Below are 20295 nucleotides of genomic sequence, written 5' to 3'. Positions count from 1 at the left end.
GGGGACCGGGCGAAGCGGGTCGTCGACACCATCGGACCAGCGGGCCGCCTGACTTCGTCGGCGCTGGCCCGATACCCTGGTTCAATGAGTCTGCAAGCTCCCTCGCGTCCTGACTTGCGCCGGGATGTCCACGACGCCGCTCGCCGCGCCCGGGTCGCGGCCCGTGCGCTGGCGTTGTTGCCGACGGTCGCCAAGGACGCCGCGTTGCAGTCGGCGGCCGCCGCGATATGCGCCCACGCTGATCGGATCCTGGCGGCCAACGCCGAGGACCTCGAGGCCGCACGGGCCGCCGGCACCCCGACCGCGATGCTCGACCGGTTGGCGCTGGACCACAAGCGGATCGACGGGATCGCGGCCGGCCTGCGGCAGGTCGCCGGGTTGCCCGACCCGGTCGGGGAGGTGCTGCGCGGCTACACGCTGCCCAACGGCCTGCAGTTGCGCCAGCAACGCGTCCCGCTCGGCGTCGTCGGCATGATCTACGAGGGCCGGCCCAACGTCACCGTCGACGCCTTCGGCTTGGCGCTCAAGTCCGGCAACGCGGTGCTGCTGCGCGGCAGTTCCTCGGCGGCGAAGTCCAACCAGGCCCTCGTCGACGTGTTGCGCGCGTCGCTGATGAGCGAGGACCTGCCCGCCGACGCGGTGCAGCTGCTGTCGGCCGCCGACCGGTCCACCGTCACCCACCTGATCCAGGCGCGCGGCCTGGTCGACGTGGTGATCCCGCGCGGCGGAGCGAGCCTGATCGACGCGGTGGTGCGCGACGCCCGGGTGCCCACCATCGAGACCGGCGTCGGCAACTGCCACGTCTACGTGCATGAAGCCGCCGACCTGGAAGTGGCGGAACGGATCCTGCTGAACTCCAAGACCCGGCGGCCCAGCGTCTGCAATGCCGCCGAGACGCTGCTGGTGGATGCGGCGATCGCAGGTGTTGCCATGCCCCGGCTGATCGGCGCCCTCCAAGAAGCGGGGGTGACGGTTCATGGCGGTCTTGGTGCAGACGCGGACGAGGCCGACCTGCGCCGCGAATACCTGTCGATGGACATCGCGGTGGCGGTGGTCGACGGCGTCGACGCGGCGATCGCCCACATCAACGAGTACGGCACCGGACACACCGAAGCCATCGTGACCACGAACATGGCTGCGGCCCAACGCTTTACCGACGGCGTCGACGCGGCCGCCGTGATGGTCAACGCTTCGACGGCGTTCACCGACGGCGAGCAGTTCGGGTTCGGCGCCGAGATCGGCATCTCCACGCAGAAGCTGCACGCGCGCGGCCCGATGGGATTGCCGGAACTGACCTCCACCAAGTGGATCGCGTGGGGAGACGGGCAGACCCGCCCGGCCTGACGCCTTTCGGACAAAAGCTTTAGGAGAACTGAGACTGTGAGTGTGCCCGCCCGGCCGGCGCCGCTGTTCGCCGACATCGACGACGTCTCGCGGCGGTTGGCCGAGACCGGTTACCTGCCCGACACCGCCACCGCGACGGCGGTGTTCCTGGCCGACCGGCTCGGCAAGCCGCTGCTGGTGGAGGGGCCCGCCGGCGTCGGCAAGACCGAGCTGGCCCGCGCCGTGGCGCAGGCCACCGGCTCCGGGCTGGTGCGCCTGCAGTGCTACGAGGGCGTCGACGAGGCGCGCGCCCTGTACGAGTGGAACCACGCCAAGCAGATACTTCGTATCCAGGCCGGCTCCGGCAACTGGGATCAGACCAAGGACGACGTGTTCAGCGAGGAATTCCTGCTGCAGCGGCCGCTGCTGACCGCCATCCGGCGCACCGAGCCGACGGTGCTGCTCATCGACGAGACCGACAAGGCCGACATCGAGATCGAGGGCCTGCTGCTCGAGGTGCTGTCCGACTTCGCCGTGACCGTCCCCGAACTGGGCACGCTCACCGCGGAGCGGGCGCCGTTCGTCCTGCTGACCTCAAACGCCACCCGCGAACTGTCCGAGGCGCTCAAGCGCCGCTGCCTGTTCCTGCACATCGACTTTCCGAGCCCCGAGCTGGAGCGGCGCATCCTGCTGTCCCGGGTTCCCGAGCTGCCCGCGCACCTGGCCGAGGAATTGGTGCGCATCATCGGTGTGCTGCGCGGGATGCAACTGAAGAAGGTGCCGTCCATCGCCGAGACGATCGACTGGGGCCGCACGCTGCTCGCGCTGGGCCTGGACACCATCGACGACGCGGTGGTCGCCGCCACGCTCGGCGTGGTCCTCAAACATCAGTCCGATCAGCAGCGCGCGTCCGGGGAATTGAGGCTGAACTAGTGGCCCGCCGCATCCGCCCCACCCGCCCGCTGGCCCCGCACGGGCTGCCCGGCCACCTGGTGGGGTTCGTGGAAGCGCTTCGCGGGGCGGGCATTTCGGTGGGGCCGTCGGAGACCGTGGACGCCGGCCGGGTGATGGCCACCCTCGGGCTGAGCGATCGCGAGGTGCTGCGCGAGGGCATCGCCTGCGCGGTGCTGCGCCGCCCCGATCACCGCGACACCTACGACGCGATGTTCGACCTGTGGTTCCCCGCGGCGTTGGGCGCCCGCGCGGTCGTCGGCGACGAGGCGGCCGACGGGGCGCAGGGCGACTCGTTGCCGGCCGACGACGTCGAGGCGATGCGCCAGATGCTGCTGGACCTGCTCGCCGAGAACCCCGACCTCGCGGACATGGACGAGCGCCTGGTGGCGATGGTGGCGCGAATCGTGGAGGCCTACGGCAAGTACAGTTCCAGCCGCGGCCCGTCGTTCTCGTCGTATCAGGCGCTCAAGGCGATGGCGCTGGACGAACTGGAGGGCAAGCTGCTGGCGGGACTGCTGGCCCCGTACGGCGACGAGCCCACCCCCACCCAGGAACAGATCGCCAAAGCGCTTGCTGCGCAGCGGATTACGCAGCTGCGCAAGATGGTCGACGCCGAGACCAAGCGGCGCACCGCCGAGCAGCTCGGCCGCGACCACGTCCAGATGTACGGAATCCCACAGCTTTCCGAGAACGTCGAGTTCCTGCGCGCCTCGGGCGAACAGCTGCGCCAGATGCAACGGGTGGTGGCGCCGCTGGCCCGCACCCTGGCCACCCGGCTGGCGGCGCGCCGGCGCCGCTCGCGTGCCGGCGTGATCGACCTGCGCAAGACGCTGCGCAAGTCGATGTCCACGGGCGGGGTGCCGATCGACGTCGTGCTGGCCAAACCCCGTCCGGCGCGCCCGGAACTGGTGGTGCTGTGCGACGTGTCGGGTTCGGTCGCCGGGTTCAGCCACTTCACCCTGCTGCTGGTGCACGCGCTGCGCCAACAGTTCTCGCGGGTTCGCGTGTTCGCCTTCATCGACACGACCGACGAGGTGACCCACATGTTCGGGCCAGAAGCCGACCTGGCCGTGGCGATCCAGCGGATTACCCGGGAGGCCGGCGTGTACAGCCGCGACGGGCACTCCGACTACGGCAACGCGTTCGCGTCGTTCGAGCAGGCGTTCCCGAACGTGCTGTCGCCGCGCGCCTCGCTGCTGGTGCTCGGCGACGGCCGCACCAACTACCGCAATCCGGAGACCGAGCTGCTGTCCCACATGGTGACCGCGAGTCGGCACGCATACTGGCTCAACCCCGAACCCAAGCATCTGTGGGGCAGCGGCGACTCGGCGGTGCCGCGCTACCAAGAGGTCATCACGATGCACGAATGCCGCTCCGCCAAGCAGTTGGCCACGGTGATCGACCAGCTGCTGCCGGTGTGAGGCGCACACGTCGCGGCCCGCATCAGGCCAGCAGCTCGACCCCGACCTGGAGCTTGCGATAGATCTCCAGCGCGCGCCGGTCGCGGGTCACGAGCGTGAGCCGGTGCTCATTCGCGGCCGCGCCGACAAGCGCGTCATAGATCGAGCCGCCGGCAATCCCGGTCGATCCGAGCGCCGTGAGCAGCGCTGCGGCGGCGCGAGCTCCGAGGAACCTCGTCTCGGGGAACGTCTTGGTCAGCAGCTGCGTGACCGTCGCGGGGGTCCTCCGCGCCGGCGGCGGTAAGCGCGTCAGCACCGAAAAGGTCTCGAATGCGGCGTGGCCGGCCAGACCGAGGGTGCGGCCGCGCAGCGCCTGGAAGGTGTCCTCGTGATGTTCGTGATCCGCAACCACGAGTGCGACGGCGACGCTGGTGTCGACGAGCAGCGCGGTGGTGCTAGCGCTGGTCGGCATCCCGCAGTGCCTGCACTAGGGCGTCGTCGATGTCGACGCCGCCCGCGGGTATGACAAAGCGCCCCTCTCGCTCTTCGAGGGCACCATCGGCCAGTGGCTCGACGCGCAGACCGGCGCCGTCGGCCGTTACCTCGACTTCGCCGGGTTGAAGCCCGAGGTGGTCACGCAGCACCTTGGGAATAACCAATCGGCCTGCCTTATCAATGGTTGCGCGCATGCCTAGAGGTTACCATTACCGGGCTGACGTCATCCGAGCCGGACCCAAACGCTCAAGTAAGCTGGCACATCGTGCAAAAGCAGCTTCGCAGGCTCGGGGTGATGGGTGGGACGTTCGACCCCATCCATTACGGCCACCTGGTTGCCGCCAGTGAGGTCGCCGAGCTGTTCGACCTCGACGAAGTGGTGTTCGTGCCCAGCGGACAGCCGTGGCAGAAGAGCCGGCAGGTCTCCGCCGCCGAGGACAGGTACCTGATGACGGTGATCGCCACCGCGTCCAATCCCCGGTTCTCGGTGAGCCGGGTCGACATCGACCGGGGCGGGCCAACCTACACCCGGGACACCCTGCGGGATCTGCACGCCCTCAACCCGGAATCGCAGCTGTACTTCATCACCGGCGCCGACGCGCTGGAATCCATCCTGTCGTGGCAGGGCTGGGAAGAGGTGTTCGGGCTGGCGCGCTTCATCGGCGTCAGCCGGCCCGGATACGAGTTGCGGCGCGAACACATCACCGGGGTGCTGGGCGAGCTGACCGAGGACGCGCTGAGCCTGGTCGAGGTCCCGGCGCTGGCGATCTCGTCGACCGACTGCCGCGCCCGCGCCGAGCAGGGCCGTCCGCTGTGGTACCTGATGCCCGACGGCGTCGTGCAGTACGTCTCCAAGCGCCGGCTGTACCGCGCGCGCCAAACCACCCTGGCCACCGGGAACAACGCGTGACCGCGACGCAGGAAGCGATCGACATGGCGACCGTGGCCGCCAGCGCGGCCGCCTCGAAACTGGCCGACGACGTGCTCGTCATCGACGTCTCGGGCCAGTTGGTCATCACGGACTGCTTCGTCATCGCCTCGGCGTCCAACGAGCGGCAGGTCAACGCGATCGTCGACGAGGTCGAGGAGAAGATGCGCAAGGCGGGCTACCGCCCGGCGCGGCGCGAGGGTGCCCGGGAGGGGCGCTGGACGCTGTTGGACTACCGCGACATCGTCGTGCACATCCAGCATCAGGACGACCGCAACTTCTACGCCCTGGACCGGTTGTGGGGTGACTGCCCGGTGGTGCCGGTGGATTTGGACGAGGATCCGGGGGACCCGGACTCAGCGGCCCCTGACGAGTCGGCGAGCGCGCAATGAGGGTTCGCCGGCTGGTGATGTTGCGGCACGGGCAGACCGAGTTCAATCTCGGTAGCCGGATGCAGGGCCAGCTGGACACCGAGCTCAGTGAACTGGGCCGCGCGCAGGCGGTCGCAGCCGCCGAGGTGCTGGGCAAGCTGCAGCCACTGCTGATCGTTTCGTCGGACCTGCGGCGCGCCTACGACACGGCGATCAAGCTGGGGGAGCGCACGGGGCTGAAGGTCTGGGTGGACGATCGGTTGCGGGAGACCCATCTCGGTGACTGGCAGGGCCTGACGCACGCGCAGATCGATGTCGAGGCGCCGGGCGCGCGCCTGGCATGGCGCGAGGACGCGACGTGGGCGCCGCACGGCGGGGAAAGCAGGGTCGACGTCGCCGCCCGCAGCCTGCCGTTGGTCGCCGAACTGGTATCCGGCGAGTCGGAATGGGGCGACCCGAACGAGCCGGACCGGCCGGTGGTGCTGGTCGCCCACGGCGGGCTGATCGCCGCGCTGTCGGCCGCGCTGCTGCGCCTCCCGGTCGCCAACTGGCCGATTCTGGGCGGCATGGGCAATGCGAGTTGGGTGCAGCTGTCGGGCCACTCCGACGATTGGGGCGCCGGCGCCGATTTCGAGAGCATCCGCTGGCGCCTGGATGTGTGGAATGCTTCGGCGCAGGTGTCCAACGATGTCCTCTGAGCCGTCCCCAAAGCAAGGGTCCAGGCCCACCCTGCTGGTGTTCGCCGACTCGTTGGCCTATTACGGGCCCACCGGGGGGCTGCCCGCGGACGATCCGCGCATCTGGCCCAATATTGTTGCAGCGCAACTGGATTGGGATGTGGAGCTGATCGGCCGCATCGGCTGGACCTGCCGCGACACCTGGTGGGCGGCGACCCAGGATCCGCGGGCCTGGGCGGCGCTGCCCAGGGCGGCCGCGGTGATCTTCGCGACCGGCGGGATGGATTCGCTGCCGTCGGTGTTGCCGACCGCCTTGCGCGAGCTGATCCGCTATGTGCGCCCGCCGTGGCTGCGGCGCTGGGCCCGCGACGGCTACGGATGGCTGCAGCCCAGGCTTTCGCCGGTGGCGAGGCCGGCCTTGCCCCCGCATTTGAGCGCCGAATACCTCGAACAGACCCGTGGCGCAATCGATTTCAATCGCCCCGGCATCCCGATCGTGGCGTCGCTGCCGTCGGTGCACATCGCCGAGACATACGGCAAGGCGCACCACGGCCGGCCCGGGACGGTGGCTGCGATCACCGAATGGGCGCAGCAGCACGATGTTCCGCTGGTGGATCTCAAAGCCGCGGTGGCCGAACACGTGATGAGCGGCCGTGGCAATCCCGACGGCATCCACTGGAATTTCGAAGCCCACCAGGCGGTCGCGGAGCTGATGCTCAAGGCGCTGGCCGAAGCTTTGCAAAAATCTGAAGTCCCGAACGAGAAGCCGCGCGGGTAGGGCCATGGGTGTCGTGGTGGTGACCGATGCGTCGTCGCGCTTGCCGGCCGACCTGCTCGAAAAGTGGTCGATACGAGTGGTTCCGTTGCACATCCTGCTCGACGGCCGCGACCTGCGCGACGGCATCGACGACGTCCCCGAGGACATCTACAAGCAGCACGCCACCACCGCCGCGGCCACCCCCGCCGAACTGGCCAACGCCTACCAGCAGGCGCTGGCCGACAGCGATGGCGACGGCGTGGTGGCGGTGCACATCTCCTCGGCGCTGTCGGGAACCTACGCCGCCGCCCAACGGACGGCGGCCGACCTCGACCCGAACGTGCGCGTGGTCGACTCGCGATCGGCGGCGATGGGCACGGGTTTCGTCGCGCTGGCCGCCGCCCGGGCGGCGGCCGCCGGCGGCGACCTGGACGTGGTCGCGGACGCCGCGACATCGGCCGTGTCGCGCGGCCACGCGTTCGTGGTGGTCCACCGGCTGGACAACCTGCGTCGCAGCGGGCGGATCGGCGGGGCCACGGCGTGGCTGGGCACCGCGCTGGCGCTCAAGCCGCTGTTGCGCATCGATGACGGGAAACTCGTTCTGGCCCAACGCGTGCGCACCGTCACCCACGCGACGGCGGCGATGATCGACCGGGTCTGCGAGGTCGTCGGTGACGGCACCGCCGCCCTGGCGGTGCATCATGTCGCCAATCCCGACGGGGCCAAGGAGGTCGCGGCGGCGCTGGCGCAGCGGCTACCGGCGTGCGAGCCGGCGATCATCACCCCGCTCGGGCCGGTGCTCGCGCTGCACGTCGGTGCGGGAGCGGTCGCCGTGTGCGTGCAACTGCCGGAAGACTAGTTGTGGCGATCGCAAGCGCGGCGTAGCCGGGCGCTGCGGGTCGCCACCAGAAGACTAGGCGCGCACCGCTCGTCGGGCGTTGTCACCGCGCGGGTGGACAACCTGCGGCCACCAGAACCAGCGCCCGAGTAGGGTGGCGATCGACGGCATCAGCAACGTGCGCACGACCAGCGTGTCGAGCAACAGACCGATGCACACGGTCGAGCCGAACTGACCGAGCACCCGCAGTTCGCTGCCGAGCATGGACGCCATGGTGAAGGCGAACACCAGCCCCGCCGCCGTCACCACACCGCCGGTGCCGGCCATCGACCGGATGATCCCCGTCTTAAGTCCCGCATGGATCTCTTCCTTGAACCGGGAGACGAGCAGCAGGTTGTAGTCGGATCCGACGGCCAACAGGATGATGACCGACAGCGCCATGACGATCCAGTGGATCTTGATGCCGAATAGGTCCTGCCAAATCAGCACGGACAGGCCGAAAGACGCGGCGATCGAGCTGGCCGCGGTGCCGACGATCACCAGCGCGGCAACCACGCTTCGGGTGAGCAGCAGCATGATCATGAAGATCAGCGTGAGCGCCGAGACCACCGCGATCATCAGGTCGAATTTGGCGCCGTCGTGCATGTCCTTGAAGGTTGCGGCGGTACCGCCGAGATAAACCTTGGCGTCCGAGAGGGAGGACATCTTCAGCCCCTCCTGGGCGGCGGTGCGCTCCGCATCGACGCGCGAGATGCCTTCCGGCGTCATGGGATCGCCCTGATGGGTGATGAAGAAGCGTGCCGACTTACCGTCCGGCGACAAGAACATACGCAACCCCGTCTGGAAGTCCGGGTTGTCGAACGCCTCCGGCGGTAGGTAGAACATGTCGTCGTTCTTGGCCGCGTCGAAGCTTTGCCCCATGACGACGGCCGTGTTGCTCATGGCCTCGATCTGGTTGATCATCGCCGAGAACGTCTGGTACAGCGTCAACGTGATGCCCTTGGTGGCCTTCAGCGTCGCAATCAGCGTGGGGAACAGCGTCATCAGCTCGTGCGTGGCCGAAGCGGTGTGCTGGATGTCCGCCGTGAGTTCGTGGAACTTCTCGGCAAGCTGGTCGAACCCGTCCAACGAGTCGAACAGTGCCCGAGTTGACCAACAGATGGGAACGTCGTAGCAGTGCCTCTCCCAATAGAAGAGACTGCGTATCGGCCGCCAGAAGTCGTCGAAATCCGCGATGTGGTTCCGCAACGTATCGGTGATTTCCGATGTCTCGGCCGTGGTCCGTGCGCTGTCGTCAGCAGCCTTGGAAAGATCCTGCGTTATCGCGTACTGGCGTTCCGTGACGTCGATGTTGACCTGCAGCTGGTCGGCCAACTTGAGGATGTCGGCCATGCGTTCCTTGAGGAAATCCATGTTCTGCATGGTCGTTTGGCTCTGCATGCTGTTCTGGAACGGTATCGAGCTGTGTTGAATGGGAATGCCCAGTGGCCTCGTGATGTCCTGGATCATGGCGATGCCCACCGTGCGGATGACGTTTTTCGCCACCTTGTCCAACACCAGCATGTCGGCGGGGTTGCGCATGTCGTGGTCGGCCTCGATCATCAGCATGTCCGGGTTCATCCGGGCCTGGGAGAAATGCCGGTCCGCAGCCGCGTATCCCACATTCGCCGGGGCACTGGTAGGCAGGTAGTACCGGTCGTTGTAGCTCGTGACATAGCTCGGCAGGGCGACCATGCCGACGAGAACGACGGCGGAGCTGACGGCCAGAATCGGTGCGGGCCAACGCACCACCGCGGTGCCGACGCGTCGCCACAGCGTGCCCCTGACCGTCCGCTTGCGTTCGAAAAGCCCGATCTTGCTCCCCAGGAAGATCACCGCGGGACCCAGGGTGAGGCCGGCCAACACGACGACCAGCATTCCGATCGCAACGGGTGCGCCCATGGTGTTGAACCAAGGCAAGCGGGCGAAGCTCAGGCAGTACGTCGCCCCGGCGATGGTGAGACCCGACCCCAGCACAACTGGAGCCACGCTACGAAAGGTGGTGTAGTACGCGGTTTCCCGATCCTCGCCCGCCGCGCGCGCCTCTTGGTAGCGGCCCACCAGGAAGATGCCGTAGTCCGTCCCGGCCGCGATCGCCAGCATCGTGAGGATGTTCGCGGCGAAGGTCGTGAGGCCGAAGACGTTGTTGTACCCGAGAACCGCGACGGCTCCGCGCGCCGTTGACAGCGCGATGCCGGTCATGAACAGCTGGATCAGCGTCGTCACGATGGAGCGATAGACCAGCAGCAGCATGATCGCGATCGCGCCCAGCGTGAACAGCGTGATCTTGGCCAGGCTGGCGTTGCCGATGATGTGCATGTCATCGGACAGCGCCGCCGGACCGGTGACGTAGGCGTGCACGCCGGGTGGTGGCGCGTTCCGCTCGATCACCTTGCGGACGGCGTCGACGGATTCGTTGGCCAGCGTCGTTCCCTGGTTGCCGGCCAGGTTCAGCATGACGTACGAGGCCTTGCCGTCGGCGCTTTGGGCTCCCGCCGCGGTCAGCCGGTCCCCCCAGAAGTCCTGGATGTGCTGAATGTGCTTGGGGTCCTCGCGCAGCTGGCGAATGATGTTGTCGTAGTACCGGTGCGCGTCCGCGCCGAGGGGTTGCTGCCCCTCGAGGACGATCATGACGGTGCTGTTGGAATCGAATTCCTTGAAGTTGTGACCCAGCCGCATCATCGCCTTCATCGACGGCGCGTCCAGCGGCGCCATCGGCGCCGAGTGCTGCTCGCCGACCACTTCCAGTGTCGGAACGGCGACGTTGACCAGGACCGTGACGAACACCCAGACCAGGATGATCGGCACCGCAAACCAGCGGATCATGTGCGGGATCAGTGGCCAGTGGCCGCGCGGAGGGCGGCCGGCCTTCTGGACCCCGATCGGGCCGGTGTCCTCGGTGTCGTCGACGGCTCGGGTGTTCAACTCGCTCATGCCGACTTCACCAGGCAGAAGGTCTGGGCGTTGCGGCCATCGGAGTTCTGCTGCTCCCTGACGACGCCGTCCACGGTGATTTTGCAGCTGATTCGGTTGCCGTCGGTTTGCGCCATGATGTTGGCGCTCACCGCGGGAAGCGTGGTCGAGATCGTGGTCGACCACGGCAGCGGAGCCCCGTTGACCTGGTGCGTGTTGGCATTCTCGTCCCAGTAGTTGATGTTTGCAACGCTCCCGGGCGGACCGGAGACCTCGTAGACCACGACCTTCGGGTTGAACTGAACGATCTCGATGCCGGCGCCCGCGTTCGCGTTGAGGTCCTGCGAGCCGAAAATCCTGTGCAGCCGCGACACGACCAATCCCGAGACCGCCAGCACGACGATCAATAACAGCGGTATCCACGCCCGCTTGACGGCGCGGGTTATGGCGCCGGTCTTTGGTCTAACCTTCACCTGACCGCCTTCCCGCTCGCCGCTGCCCGGGGGACAACTTGGCTTGTCAACAGAACATTTGCTCAGCTAAGCATCGTAAACCGTAGTGCACGGAACCGTTCCTCGGGGTGCCGACTTTGTGACGACCGACACGGGGTCAGCGGGACACCCTGCCGGTGACCGGCGGCAGGTCGGCAAGCGTCACGATGCCGGGCTTGGCGGCCACTACGGCGGGGACCGCGTTGGTCACCGGCATCGCTGTGTAGATCATGCCCAGCCCCATGAACCCGGGCTCCGTCCAATCCTTCGGCGGCAGGCAGTGCAGCACGGTGCGCATGTTGGGCAGTCCGAACACCTGGATGACGTGGCCGTGCTCGAGGGGTTTGGGTGGGACCACATGATCGCCCATGGTCCAGTTGAATCCGACGCTGACGACGTTGCGATCGCCTTGCCAGCCGCGGTGGTAGCCGTAGACGCTGCCGACCGTTCCCGCGGGAATTTTCATGAAGCCCAGATCGGAGTCGGCGGTGGCCGCGGTGAAGGTGACGTCGAACGTCATCCTGTCCAGTTCGGCGCCGATCGCGTCGGCCATCATCGCCGCCGATTCCGCGAAGACCTCGCTTTCGGTCCGCACGCTCTCGGCCAGCCCCGGTGTGCCGGGGTCCTGTGAGAACCCCATCGCCGTCTGGGTTTCGGCCGACTCGTAGGTTGAGCAGTCCACCGACTCGGTGATGCGGATCTCGTCGACCCGCTCGCACGACGCGGACAGCACCATGCCGACCATGTTCGTCATCCCGGGGTGCGCCCCGCTGCCGAAGATCGTCGAACCGCCCCGTTGGCAGGCGTCCACGATGCGCCCGCGGTCCTCCGGTGTCTGCTTGCCACCGGTGATCCAGGCGGCGCTGGTGCACACGTTGACGCCCGACTCCAGCAGCCGCACGAGCTCATCGACGTTGGGCCACAACGGGTTATAGCAACAAGCGTCGGGCCGCAGCGCCAGCAGCGCATCGATGTCATCGGTGGCCTCGACCCCGGTCGGCTCCGGCCACCCGGACAGTTCGGCGGCGTCGACCCCGACCTTTTCTGCGCCGTGCGCGTACACCCCGACCAGTTCCATGTCCGGCCGGCCGATGATGGCGTGCAGCGATCGCCGCCCGATGTTGCCGGTCGTCCACTGGATAACGCGAAACGGACGGTCTGCGCTGGTTGTGCTCATCGGGGGCTCCTCTGCCGGTGCGGTTGACTCATTATGTGCAACCGGGCTCGGCGCTCCGGGCCCTAGGCGTCCAATCGGGTGAACTGGTCCTGCCGGTACTGCTCGACACAAGCGGCGCGCCGGATCTTGCCGCTCGTCGTGGTGGGAATCGACCCGGGTGGTACCAGGACGAGGTCCCCGACATTCAACCCGTGCGCATTGGATATCGCCGAGGTGACGTCGCTTTTGACGCAGGTGAGCCAGCGCGTCGCCTCCTCGGTGGAGTCTCCGCGCTTCTTGAGCTCGATGACGGTGACCAGCGTCTCGGTGCTGTTCACCGGGACCGAGATCGCCGCGACCCGACCACCTGTGATCTCTTGGACCGTGGCCTCGATGTCCTCTGGATAGTGATTGCGCCCGCGGATGATCAGCAGATCCTTGATGCGGCCGACGATGAACAGCTCACCTTCGGAGATGAAGCCGAGGTCGCCGGTTCTCAGCCAGGGGCCGTCGGGCGTGCCCGGCGACGGGTCCACGAGTACGGCACTGAAGCAGCGTTGCTCCTCCGGCGGTTTGCGCCAGTAGCCCTCGGCGACATTGGGGCCGTGTATCCAGATCTCGCCGACCTCGTCGTGCGGGCACTCGCGGCCGGTGTCGCAGTCGACGATGCGCAGCGTGGGTGATTGCGGCACTTTGTATTTGACCAGCGCCGTGCCGGTCCTGGCCGCGCATCGCTCAACGCGGCCGGCGGACAGCTCCCCGGCGTCGAAATCAACCGCGCCCGACGAGTCGCACCAGGTGCCGGCCGTCACGAAGACGGTTGCCTCCGCCAGGCCATACGAAGGACGCACCATATGGTCCTGAAAATTGAAGTGGGCGAACCGATCAACGAAGCGCTGCAATGTCGCCGGCTCTACCCGTTCGGCGCCGCTTATGATGCCCAGCACCCCCGCCAGGTCGAGCCCGCCCAGGTCGGCGTCGGTTGTCTTGCGGGCGGCCAGGTCGTAGGCGAAGTTCGGCGCCGCCGAAAACGCATGCGGACTCCTGGCCAAAGATTGCACCCACCTGGCCGGCCTCTCCAGGAACGAAACCGGACTCGTCAGCTCGCCGCGAAAACCGCCCAGGATCGGTGCGCAGACCCCCAACACCAAACCCATGTCGTGGTAAAAAGGCAACCACGAAACGATCGTGAGATCTGATGGGACCTTGATCTGGGACTCCGCGAAAAAGCTGCGCATCAGCTGGTCGAAATTCACCTGCAGGTTGCGGTGCGAGATCATCACTCCGGTGGGCAGCCGGGTGGAACCGGAGCTGTACTGCAAATAGGCCGTGCTCGGCAAATCGGCTGTCCGACCGATTGTTCCGCCATCGGCGTCCAGATTCAGGGCATCGATTTCGACGATTTTAGGGACGCCGTCCAGGCGGGCCTCATCGACGTATTCGGCGATGTCTTCCGCGACCGCCGACGTGGTGAGAACGATGGCGGGCGCCGTGTCGGCAAGGACCGCGCCCACCCGCTCATGAGTCGCGCCGCGGTGCGGCAACGGGAGCGGAACGGCGATGAGCCCGGCCTGCATGGAGCCCAGGAATGCCGCGATGTAATCGAGGGATTGGGGAGCCAGGATCACCGCCCGGTCGCCGACCGCGCCATGGTGGGCGAGTTCGCGCGCCACATTGAATGTCCGGCGGGACAACTGCGACCACGTGAGACTCTCGGGAACACCCGCCCAGTCGTCCTGGTAGTCGGTGAAGGTGAACGCTACGTCATCGGGCCGCAGGCTGGCGCGCGCGTGCAGCATCGAGAGGACGGATGACTGGGGAGGTGGCGTCACATCACGTCCGTATTGATCTGCCCAATGCGTCGCATCGAAGTCAGTGGTCAGCCTGTCCCGCGCCGTGGGACAACACGGACATGGCGCCGGCGAGGATCTGCGAGAACGGGTCGGCGCCGCCGCCGAATGTCGCCTGGTTGGCCGGCGCGGTGACGGCCGCGGGGTCGAAGCCGTGCACCGGGTCCACCTGAACCGGAGCGGTCGACGGGTCGTCGTTTCGCGAATAGCCGGCGTTCACCCGGGGGATCAGGATTGCGTCGAGCTTGTTCAGCGTGTCCTCCGGGATCCCGATGTAGGCCAGCGGCATGACAAGGGGAAGGTGCTTCTCCGGGACCATGATCGTCGTATCTTTCGCGCCCCTGGAGTTGATCGTCGTTCTGATGTTCTGCGGCGGCACCATGCTCGGGTTCGTGAAGGCCACCGCGGTGTGGCCCGTGGCGAGGCCCAGGAGGGTGTTGGCGAGGGCGAACATGTTGTCCGGGCGGTCCGGGAAGTCCGCGATCGAGTCGTAGGCCGCCACGAACTTGTTGGTGTCGTACTGGCTCTCGTACGGCGGTGGCATGCGGTAGTCGAGCGCGGGAACAACGCTGCCGACCGGGAACATGGCGCTCAGGAAACTCTGACCGAAGGCGTGCCGCCCGATCGGGTCGCCGAATGTGGCGAAGTTCAGCGTGTTCGGCGGGGGAGCGGTCGGGTCATTGGCGAGGCGAGCCTGCTCGCCGTCGACCACGAACCCGCCCTCGGACAAGCCGATCGCGGTACCCGGTCGGCTGGTTTTGATCGCCGCATCGAGGTTGTTTATCCCCACGTCGACCGACTCGCCGACGCTGGGGCCGTCCAGGCCCAGGCCCGGAAAGTTCTCATCGAGCTTGCCGATGCCCGGGAAGAGCCGCTCCAGCACGTGGCCCTGAACCTGCCCCGCCGGGTAGCGGACGATTTCGCGCTTCTGGCCGGGGAACCACTGGGCGCCCTCCTGGCGGATGTACTCGTCGTAGGGGATGCCCAGAACGTGAGCGCCTCCGAGGGCGAACGCGGTCTGGTCGCCCGGTGCTCCGGGGGTCGGCGGACCGCCGATGGGTGTGTCGTCGGCGGAGACCGTGCCGGCGCCGAAACACCCTGTGGCGCCGACAGTTACCAGCGCCGTCACTCCTGCGAGTAGTTTCTTCATCCCTACCCCTGACCCCTCGGCTTCTCCAGTCTCACATACGTCATGTCGGCGCCTTAAGCGGGTTGCGCCCCGCCGGCGACGGCCGCGCGCCCGCCCGTGACGGCCACCAGTTCGCCCGCCCGACCAGCGCGGCGATGGCGGGGACCGTGACGGTGCGTACCAGGAAGGTGTCCAGCAGAATTCCCAAACCGATCACGAAACCGCCCTGGGCCACCGTGCCGATGCTGGAGAACAAGAGACCACACATCGAGGCGGCGAAGATCAGCCCCGCCGCGGTGATCACCCCGCCCGTCGACCCCAGGGTACGGATGATGCCGTAACGCATGCTGCGCGGAGACTCGTCACGCATTCGCGAGACGAGCAGCATGTTGTAGTCGGCTCCCACCGCGACCAACACCACGAATGCCAGCGGCGGCACGCTCCAATGCAATTGCTGGCCCAGGAGGAATTGAAACACCAGAACGCCGATACCCAGCGCCGACAAATACGAAATGACCACGGAAGCAACCAGATACAGCGGCGCGACAATCGCACGCAGCAGCGCGATCAAAGTAAGGAGCACGACGAGGAGGGTCACCGCGATGATGAACCGGATGTCGTGTTGGTAGTAGTCGCGCGTGTCCTTCAGGCCGACGGTGTATCCGGCCATCGATACCGTGGCGTCCGCCAGCGTGGTATTCGGTTGGGCTCCCCGGGCCGTCGCAGTGATCGCGTTGACCTGATCCATGGCCTCGGTGCTGAACGGATTGAGCTTGGTTTGCACCAAGTACCGCACCGAGCGGCCGTCCGGCGAAATGAATGCCTTGGCGGCCTGCTGGAACTCCTTCAAATGCAACAGCTGGGACGGGATGTTGAACCCGGCCATCGCCGGTCGTGCCGCGTCGTGCTTCAGCGACAACAGAAAAGCCGCCGACTCACTGAGCCCGGCACCCAGCTGCTTGACCTGGTCGACGAGCTGGGCCACCGCGTCGGCCACTTGCCGGCTCCCACCGGCGAATCGGCCTGCCCCGTCCTGCAGCTTGTTCAGGTTCGCCTGCAGGCCGCCGGGTTGGTCCACCCCCATGGAATGCAGCACGCTGGTGAGCTTCGTCAAGGCACCACGCAGGCGGTCCGTCGACGCCTTCAGGGCCCGTTTGTCCGGGTACTCCTGCAGTTGGCGGGCCAGGTCATTGATCGCGTCGAGGTCTGCCTGATCGCGCGCGCCTGCCAGCTGCTCGAATGTGCCGCGGGTGGCGCTGCACGACGGATCGGCGTCGCAGACCGGGTTGCCCTGCAGCGCCGTCAGTACCGGGCCTATCCAGGCGAACATGTTCTTTCCGGCCGTGAAATTCCAGCCCATGGCATTGCTGAGCGAGTTGACGTGGTCGACGAGCTGGGCGGCGATGTCGACCTCTTTGACCAGCGTGTCGCCGCTGTACTGGTTCTTCGCCGATGAGAAGGCATTCTCCAGGTCCTGCACGCTGGCGGCGAGCTGGTTGACCTGGCTGCGGACATCGTTGAGGCTGCTGGCCAGCGTGCCCGCCCCGTCGACCAGCCGGTTGAGGTCGTTGGTGTGGTCGTTGATCAGGGTTGACCCGTTGGCCAGCAGAGTGCCGATGGCGCCCGCCTGATACGTGGCCCTGAATTGTTCGGGCACGTTCCCCGTCGGACGGGTGATGCCGCTGACGACGGCGACATTCGGCAGTTGGCTGACCCGGTCGGCCATCTGTTCCAGGTCCGCGAGGGCCTGCGGGGTGCGCAGGTCATGCGGCGATTGGATGAGGATGTACTCCGGGATGGACTGGTTCACGTTGAAATGGCGATCCAGCGCGGCATACCCGACGGAGCTGGGAGCCCGAGGCCGGAGGGCTTTGCGGTCGTCGTAGTTGTAGCGGACCAGGCCGGCGCAACTGGCCAGGATGATCAACACGAGCGCGCTGGCAACCAGATGGGCCCGGGGCCGGCGCACGATGCGGATGCCGGAACGCCGCCAGAACCGGGCGGTCAGCTCGCGCCGTGGCTTGACCCAGCCGCGCGGCCCGGCGAGCACCAGAATCGCCGGCAGCAAAGTGATCGCGGCGAGGAATGCCACGCCGATCCCGATCGCCGACGACACCCCGACCGTCTTGAAAATTCCCATGCGGGCGAAGCTGATCAGCAGAAATGTGATTCCCACGGTGGTGGCCGATGCGGCGATCACTTTCCCGATCGAGATCATCGCCCGCTTGACCGCCTGGTCGAAATCCGCACCTGAGCGCCGATAGTCGTGATAGCGGCTGATGAGAAATACGGCGTAATCCGTTCCGGCGCCGGCCATGATCGCGCTCAGAAACACGATGGACTGGTTGGAGACGCCGGAGCCGGTCACCTGCGAGTAGCCCGCCACCACCGCCTGCGCGATCACCAGGGACAACCCGATCGTTATCAACGGCAGCAGCATGGTGACCGCGCTGCGGTAAACCACCAGCAGGACGATGAGCACCGCGACGGCGATCGCCAGTTCGATCGGAAGCCGGTCCCGGTCGCCCGCGACCGTGAGGTCGGCGACGGTGGCCGCGGGGCCGGTGACGTTTGCGGTGAGATGCGTTCCGGCCGGGGCCTGCTTCAAGGCGTCTTTGACGATGTCGCCGATCCGGTTGAAGGCGGCGTACGACCGTGGCGTGCCCAACTCGCCCGCAACGCCGACCGGCAGCACCCAAGCTTTGTCGTCCTTGCTGGTCACGACGGAACGCAGGGGCGGTGTGCTGATGAAATCCTGCACCATCACGACGTCTCGCGTGTCCTGGCGCAGCGCGTCCACCAGCTTGCGGTAGGCGGCTTCGTCGGCGGGGCCAAGCCCCTTGTCGTCGGTCAGGACCACCAACAGGAGGTCCTCGGAGCCCGATTCGTGAAACGCCTCGGTCATCTTTCGGGCGGTGACGCTCGACGGCGCATCGCCGGGCAGGATGGCGAGCGGATGCTTCTGGGCCATCTCGCCCAGGGACGGCAGCGTCAGAGGAAGGGCGACCGCTATCGCGACCCAAGCCGCGATCACGACCCAGGGCCACCGCACCACAAAATCGGCTAGCCGTCGCATTTCACCCTCACCCCCGGCCCGCGCAATTTCGCACTCGGAGCCATCTAGAAGCCATCGAATTGCTCCACGCTATGCAACGCGTCCCCAATGCCCGCTGGCGGCGACCCGCGCGCACACGGACTTCATTGCTTCCATATAGCGGACAACCGACTTCTGGGCGACCGGATTGTCGGGAAACATGATCGCCATTGCGGTGCCCTCGCCGTACCGAAATACATAGATGGTCAGTTGATAGGAGTACCGGCCGTCGGAGTAGATCCCGATATTGTTCGCATAACCCAGGTCGGCCGCTGCAAGAACGGCGTTGAGCGGAGCGGCGCCGCCATGCAAGAAGTTCGACACCGGAAAGTTCGGCTGCGGCCAGCCCAGCCACGGCGCCAATTCCAATACGCGGTAATACGGCACCTTCGCCAAGTGCAGCCCGGAATCGAAAGAAGCCTGCGCCGCCCACGCGGCATCGCCGAAAGATGCCGCGGCGATAGGCACGGTGATCGGGACCAGGCCGGTAAACCAGCCCTGCGTCATGAAGTTATCCGTAGTTCTGCGGGTGTCCCTGGGAGTGAGGCCGTAGTACGTGAGGGCACCCGTGAACTCGTGCTCTACCAGGGCGAAGCAGGCGAACAACCCGCCGATGAACCGCGCGCCAACCGCGGTACAGGCCGATTCGAACCGCTCCGTCTGGGCTGCGTCCATCAAGAGTTCGGAGACCATGTCACTGCCACTCGGCTCCAGCGGGTTGCCGAGTGGGAGCGGGAATTCGGGAAAGCCGCCATTGTTGTTCTCGGCGAAGTCAATCCACGCGCGAACGCCGGGCGAATCTACGGTCAGCGTCGACGTGTAATGGCGCTCGCGGGCGCAGAAATCGTCAAAGCTGCCCGCATCGGGAAGCGCAAGGGGTTCACCGCCTCCGCTCAACGCCGCATACATCCCGTTGGCCTCGAGCATGGTTGTGCCGATCAACGTCGCATCCCCGTGGACGTGATCCATGGCGGCGAAGAAAGTGAAATGGTTCTCGTTCTGGATGATCCCGAAGGTGAAGCAGCCCCATTCCAGCGGATTCGGTATGGCCACGACGTGAGCGCGTATCTCGTCGACTGTCATGCTGCCGTGATTAATCGGCGTGAATTCGATGTCAGCGGGGTCGGTGAGGGTGTGCCTGACGAACTCGCCGTTACCGGTGTGGTCGAACCAGCTGCGGAAGGTGTCATGCCGACGCAGGTACGCGTTGACGGCGTGATGCATGGCGGGAACATCGCACTGACCGGGTACTTCACAGGTCGCGATGATTTGCCGGGAGAAGTCCAGGCCCGCGGCCGTCCGTTGGTGATAGTTGTGCAGATGTTGGCCCTGCATGTAGCTGACCGGCACACAACTGGCCGGCGCTTGTCGGACCTTGTCGGCAGCCGCGGTCGTCGGGTGCCAGGAGATGACTGATCCGGGGGTCGGCGTCCAATCACCTAGCGAGCCGATCGTAATCTTCCCGATTCGCAATATTTTCTCCCCGGTTTCTGCGGCTCTCCATGGCTGCGGGTCCGGCCGCGCGGTAGCGACACCAAGATAACCCTTGCGGCGAGCACCGGCGCCGACATGCGCGGATAGGGCCGCACCAGTCATCGGCGCGGGGGGCGGGGTGATGATGAAGGGCCCCTGGTAACCCGCGAGCGGGAGACCGGGCCCGCCGCCACGCCCGACGATACTTGCGCGATGCGTCGCCGCGAAGCACCCATACTTGGCATACTTGCCGTCGGAGGTGATTCGGCTGCGGCAACCGGTCCGGCATGTGTACATTCGCCACGACGGTCGCTGGAGGCAGTACGCCGGGGGGAATTCCGCCAGTTCTGGTCCTGGGTGCGTGCCATGGGCGGTCTCGAGCGTGGTTGACAGCAACCACGGCTCCG

17 protein-coding genes are annotated in these 20295 nt (G+C 66.7%); 8 read left to right on the top strand and 9 right to left on the bottom strand.

Annotated features, from left to right (window positions below; all coding sequences use genetic code 11):
• Nucleotides 1-84 precede the first annotated feature (84 nt).
• From VMD50_RS07470 to VMD50_RS07460, 3 genes are read left to right on the top strand one after another with little or no spacing between them, the layout of a single operon-like run.
• Complete coding sequence (locus tag VMD50_RS07470; RefSeq protein ID WP_325426359.1) at nt 85-1344, top strand: glutamate-5-semialdehyde dehydrogenase; 1260 nt, start codon at nt 85-87, stop codon at nt 1342-1344.
• Nucleotides 1345-1380: 36 nt separating this feature from the next.
• The gene (locus VMD50_RS07465) at nt 1381-2256 is read left to right on the top strand and encodes an AAA family ATPase (RefSeq protein WP_325426357.1); all 876 of its coding nucleotides are present in this window, start codon (nt 1381-1383) and stop codon (nt 2254-2256) included.
• Nucleotides 2241-3698: a vWA domain-containing protein gene (locus VMD50_RS07460; RefSeq protein ID WP_325426369.1), complete on the top strand. Its 1458-nt coding sequence runs from the start codon at nt 2241-2243 to the stop codon at nt 3696-3698. The genes VMD50_RS07465 and VMD50_RS07460 overlap by 16 nt, the downstream gene beginning before the upstream one ends.
• A gap of 22 nt (nt 3699-3720) precedes the next feature.
• Here the strand turns inward: VMD50_RS07460 and VMD50_RS07455 are convergent, their stop codons facing one another.
• Both VMD50_RS07455 and VMD50_RS07450 read right to left on the bottom strand, forming a co-directional pair.
• On the bottom strand, nt 3721-4149 hold the full coding sequence (locus tag VMD50_RS07455) for a type II toxin-antitoxin system VapC family toxin (RefSeq protein WP_325426356.1): 429 nt from the start codon (nt 4147-4149) through the stop codon (nt 3721-3723).
• Nucleotides 4133-4366, bottom strand: coding sequence for an AbrB/MazE/SpoVT family DNA-binding domain-containing protein (locus VMD50_RS07450; protein ID WP_325426354.1), 234 nt, complete (start codon nt 4364-4366; stop codon nt 4133-4135). Before VMD50_RS07450 ends, VMD50_RS07455 begins: the two co-directional genes overlap by 17 nt.
• A 71-nt stretch (nt 4367-4437) precedes the next feature.
• Here VMD50_RS07450 and nadD point away from each other — a divergent pair, with 71 nt between their 5' ends.
• From nadD to VMD50_RS07425, 5 genes are read left to right on the top strand one after another with little or no spacing between them, the layout of a single operon-like run.
• Nucleotides 4438-5082: a nicotinate-nucleotide adenylyltransferase gene (gene nadD, locus VMD50_RS07445; RefSeq protein WP_325426352.1), complete on the top strand. Its 645-nt coding sequence runs from the start codon at nt 4438-4440 to the stop codon at nt 5080-5082.
• Nucleotides 5079-5492: a ribosome silencing factor gene (gene rsfS, locus VMD50_RS07440; RefSeq protein WP_325426350.1), complete on the top strand. Its 414-nt coding sequence runs from the start codon at nt 5079-5081 to the stop codon at nt 5490-5492. The genes nadD and rsfS overlap by 4 nt, the downstream gene beginning before the upstream one ends.
• Nucleotides 5489-6169, top strand: a complete 681-nt coding sequence (gene gpgP / locus VMD50_RS07435; RefSeq protein WP_325426348.1) for a glucosyl-3-phosphoglycerate phosphatase — start codon at nt 5489-5491, stop codon at nt 6167-6169. The genes rsfS and gpgP overlap by 4 nt, the downstream gene beginning before the upstream one ends.
• Nucleotides 6159-6926 carry a diglucosylglycerate octanoyltransferase gene (octT, locus tag VMD50_RS07430; protein ID WP_325426346.1) on the top strand — a complete coding sequence of 256 codons (768 nt, stop codon included), beginning with the start codon at nt 6159-6161 and terminating at the stop codon, nt 6924-6926. Before gpgP ends, octT begins: the two co-directional genes overlap by 11 nt.
• Nucleotides 6927-6930: 4 nt before the next feature.
• Complete coding sequence (locus VMD50_RS07425) at nt 6931-7764, top strand: DegV family protein (RefSeq protein ID WP_325426344.1); 834 nt, start codon at nt 6931-6933, stop codon at nt 7762-7764.
• 54 nt (nt 7765-7818) lie between these two features.
• Here VMD50_RS07425 and VMD50_RS07420 read toward each other — a convergent pair whose 3' ends face one another.
• The 7 genes from VMD50_RS07420 to VMD50_RS07390 all read right to left on the bottom strand — a co-directional run bounded on the left by VMD50_RS07420 (nt 7819) and on the right by VMD50_RS07390 (nt 19888).
• Nucleotides 7819-10716 carry an MMPL/RND family transporter gene (locus VMD50_RS07420; RefSeq protein WP_325426342.1) on the bottom strand — a complete coding sequence of 966 codons (2898 nt, stop codon included), beginning with the start codon at nt 10714-10716 and terminating at the stop codon, nt 7819-7821.
• On the bottom strand, nt 10713-11141 hold the full coding sequence (locus VMD50_RS07415) for an MmpS family transport accessory protein (protein ID WP_325426367.1): 429 nt from the start codon (nt 11139-11141) through the stop codon (nt 10713-10715). The genes VMD50_RS07420 and VMD50_RS07415 overlap by 4 nt, the downstream gene beginning before the upstream one ends.
• A 163-nt stretch (nt 11142-11304) precedes the next feature.
• Nucleotides 11305-12363 (bottom strand): NAD(P)H-dependent amine dehydrogenase family protein, encoded by a 1059-nt coding sequence (locus tag VMD50_RS07410; RefSeq protein WP_325426340.1) that lies wholly within the window; start codon nt 12361-12363, stop codon nt 11305-11307.
• A gap of 62 nt (nt 12364-12425) precedes the next feature.
• Nucleotides 12426-14174 (bottom strand): AMP-binding protein, encoded by a 1749-nt coding sequence (locus VMD50_RS07405; protein WP_325426338.1) that lies wholly within the window; start codon nt 14172-14174, stop codon nt 12426-12428.
• Between the two features lie 40 nt (nt 14175-14214).
• On the bottom strand, nt 14215-15342 hold the full coding sequence (pe, locus tag VMD50_RS07400; protein WP_325426336.1) for an acyltransferase PE: 1128 nt from the start codon (nt 15340-15342) through the stop codon (nt 14215-14217).
• A 40-nt stretch (nt 15343-15382) separates the two neighbouring features.
• Nucleotides 15383-18397 (bottom strand): MMPL/RND family transporter, encoded by a 3015-nt coding sequence (locus tag VMD50_RS07395; RefSeq protein WP_325426334.1) that lies wholly within the window; start codon nt 18395-18397, stop codon nt 15383-15385.
• Nucleotides 18398-18466: 69 nt separating this feature from the next.
• Nucleotides 18467-19888: a condensation domain-containing protein gene (locus VMD50_RS07390; protein WP_325426365.1), complete on the bottom strand. Its 1422-nt coding sequence runs from the start codon at nt 19886-19888 to the stop codon at nt 18467-18469.
• Nucleotides 19889-20295 lie beyond the last annotated feature (407 nt).

It is taken from the genome of Mycobacterium sp. (assembly GCF_035506235.1).
Classification (GTDB): Bacteria; Actinomycetota; Actinomycetes; order Mycobacteriales; family Mycobacteriaceae; genus Mycobacterium.
This window is presented reverse-complemented; position numbering and strand designations above follow the sequence as displayed.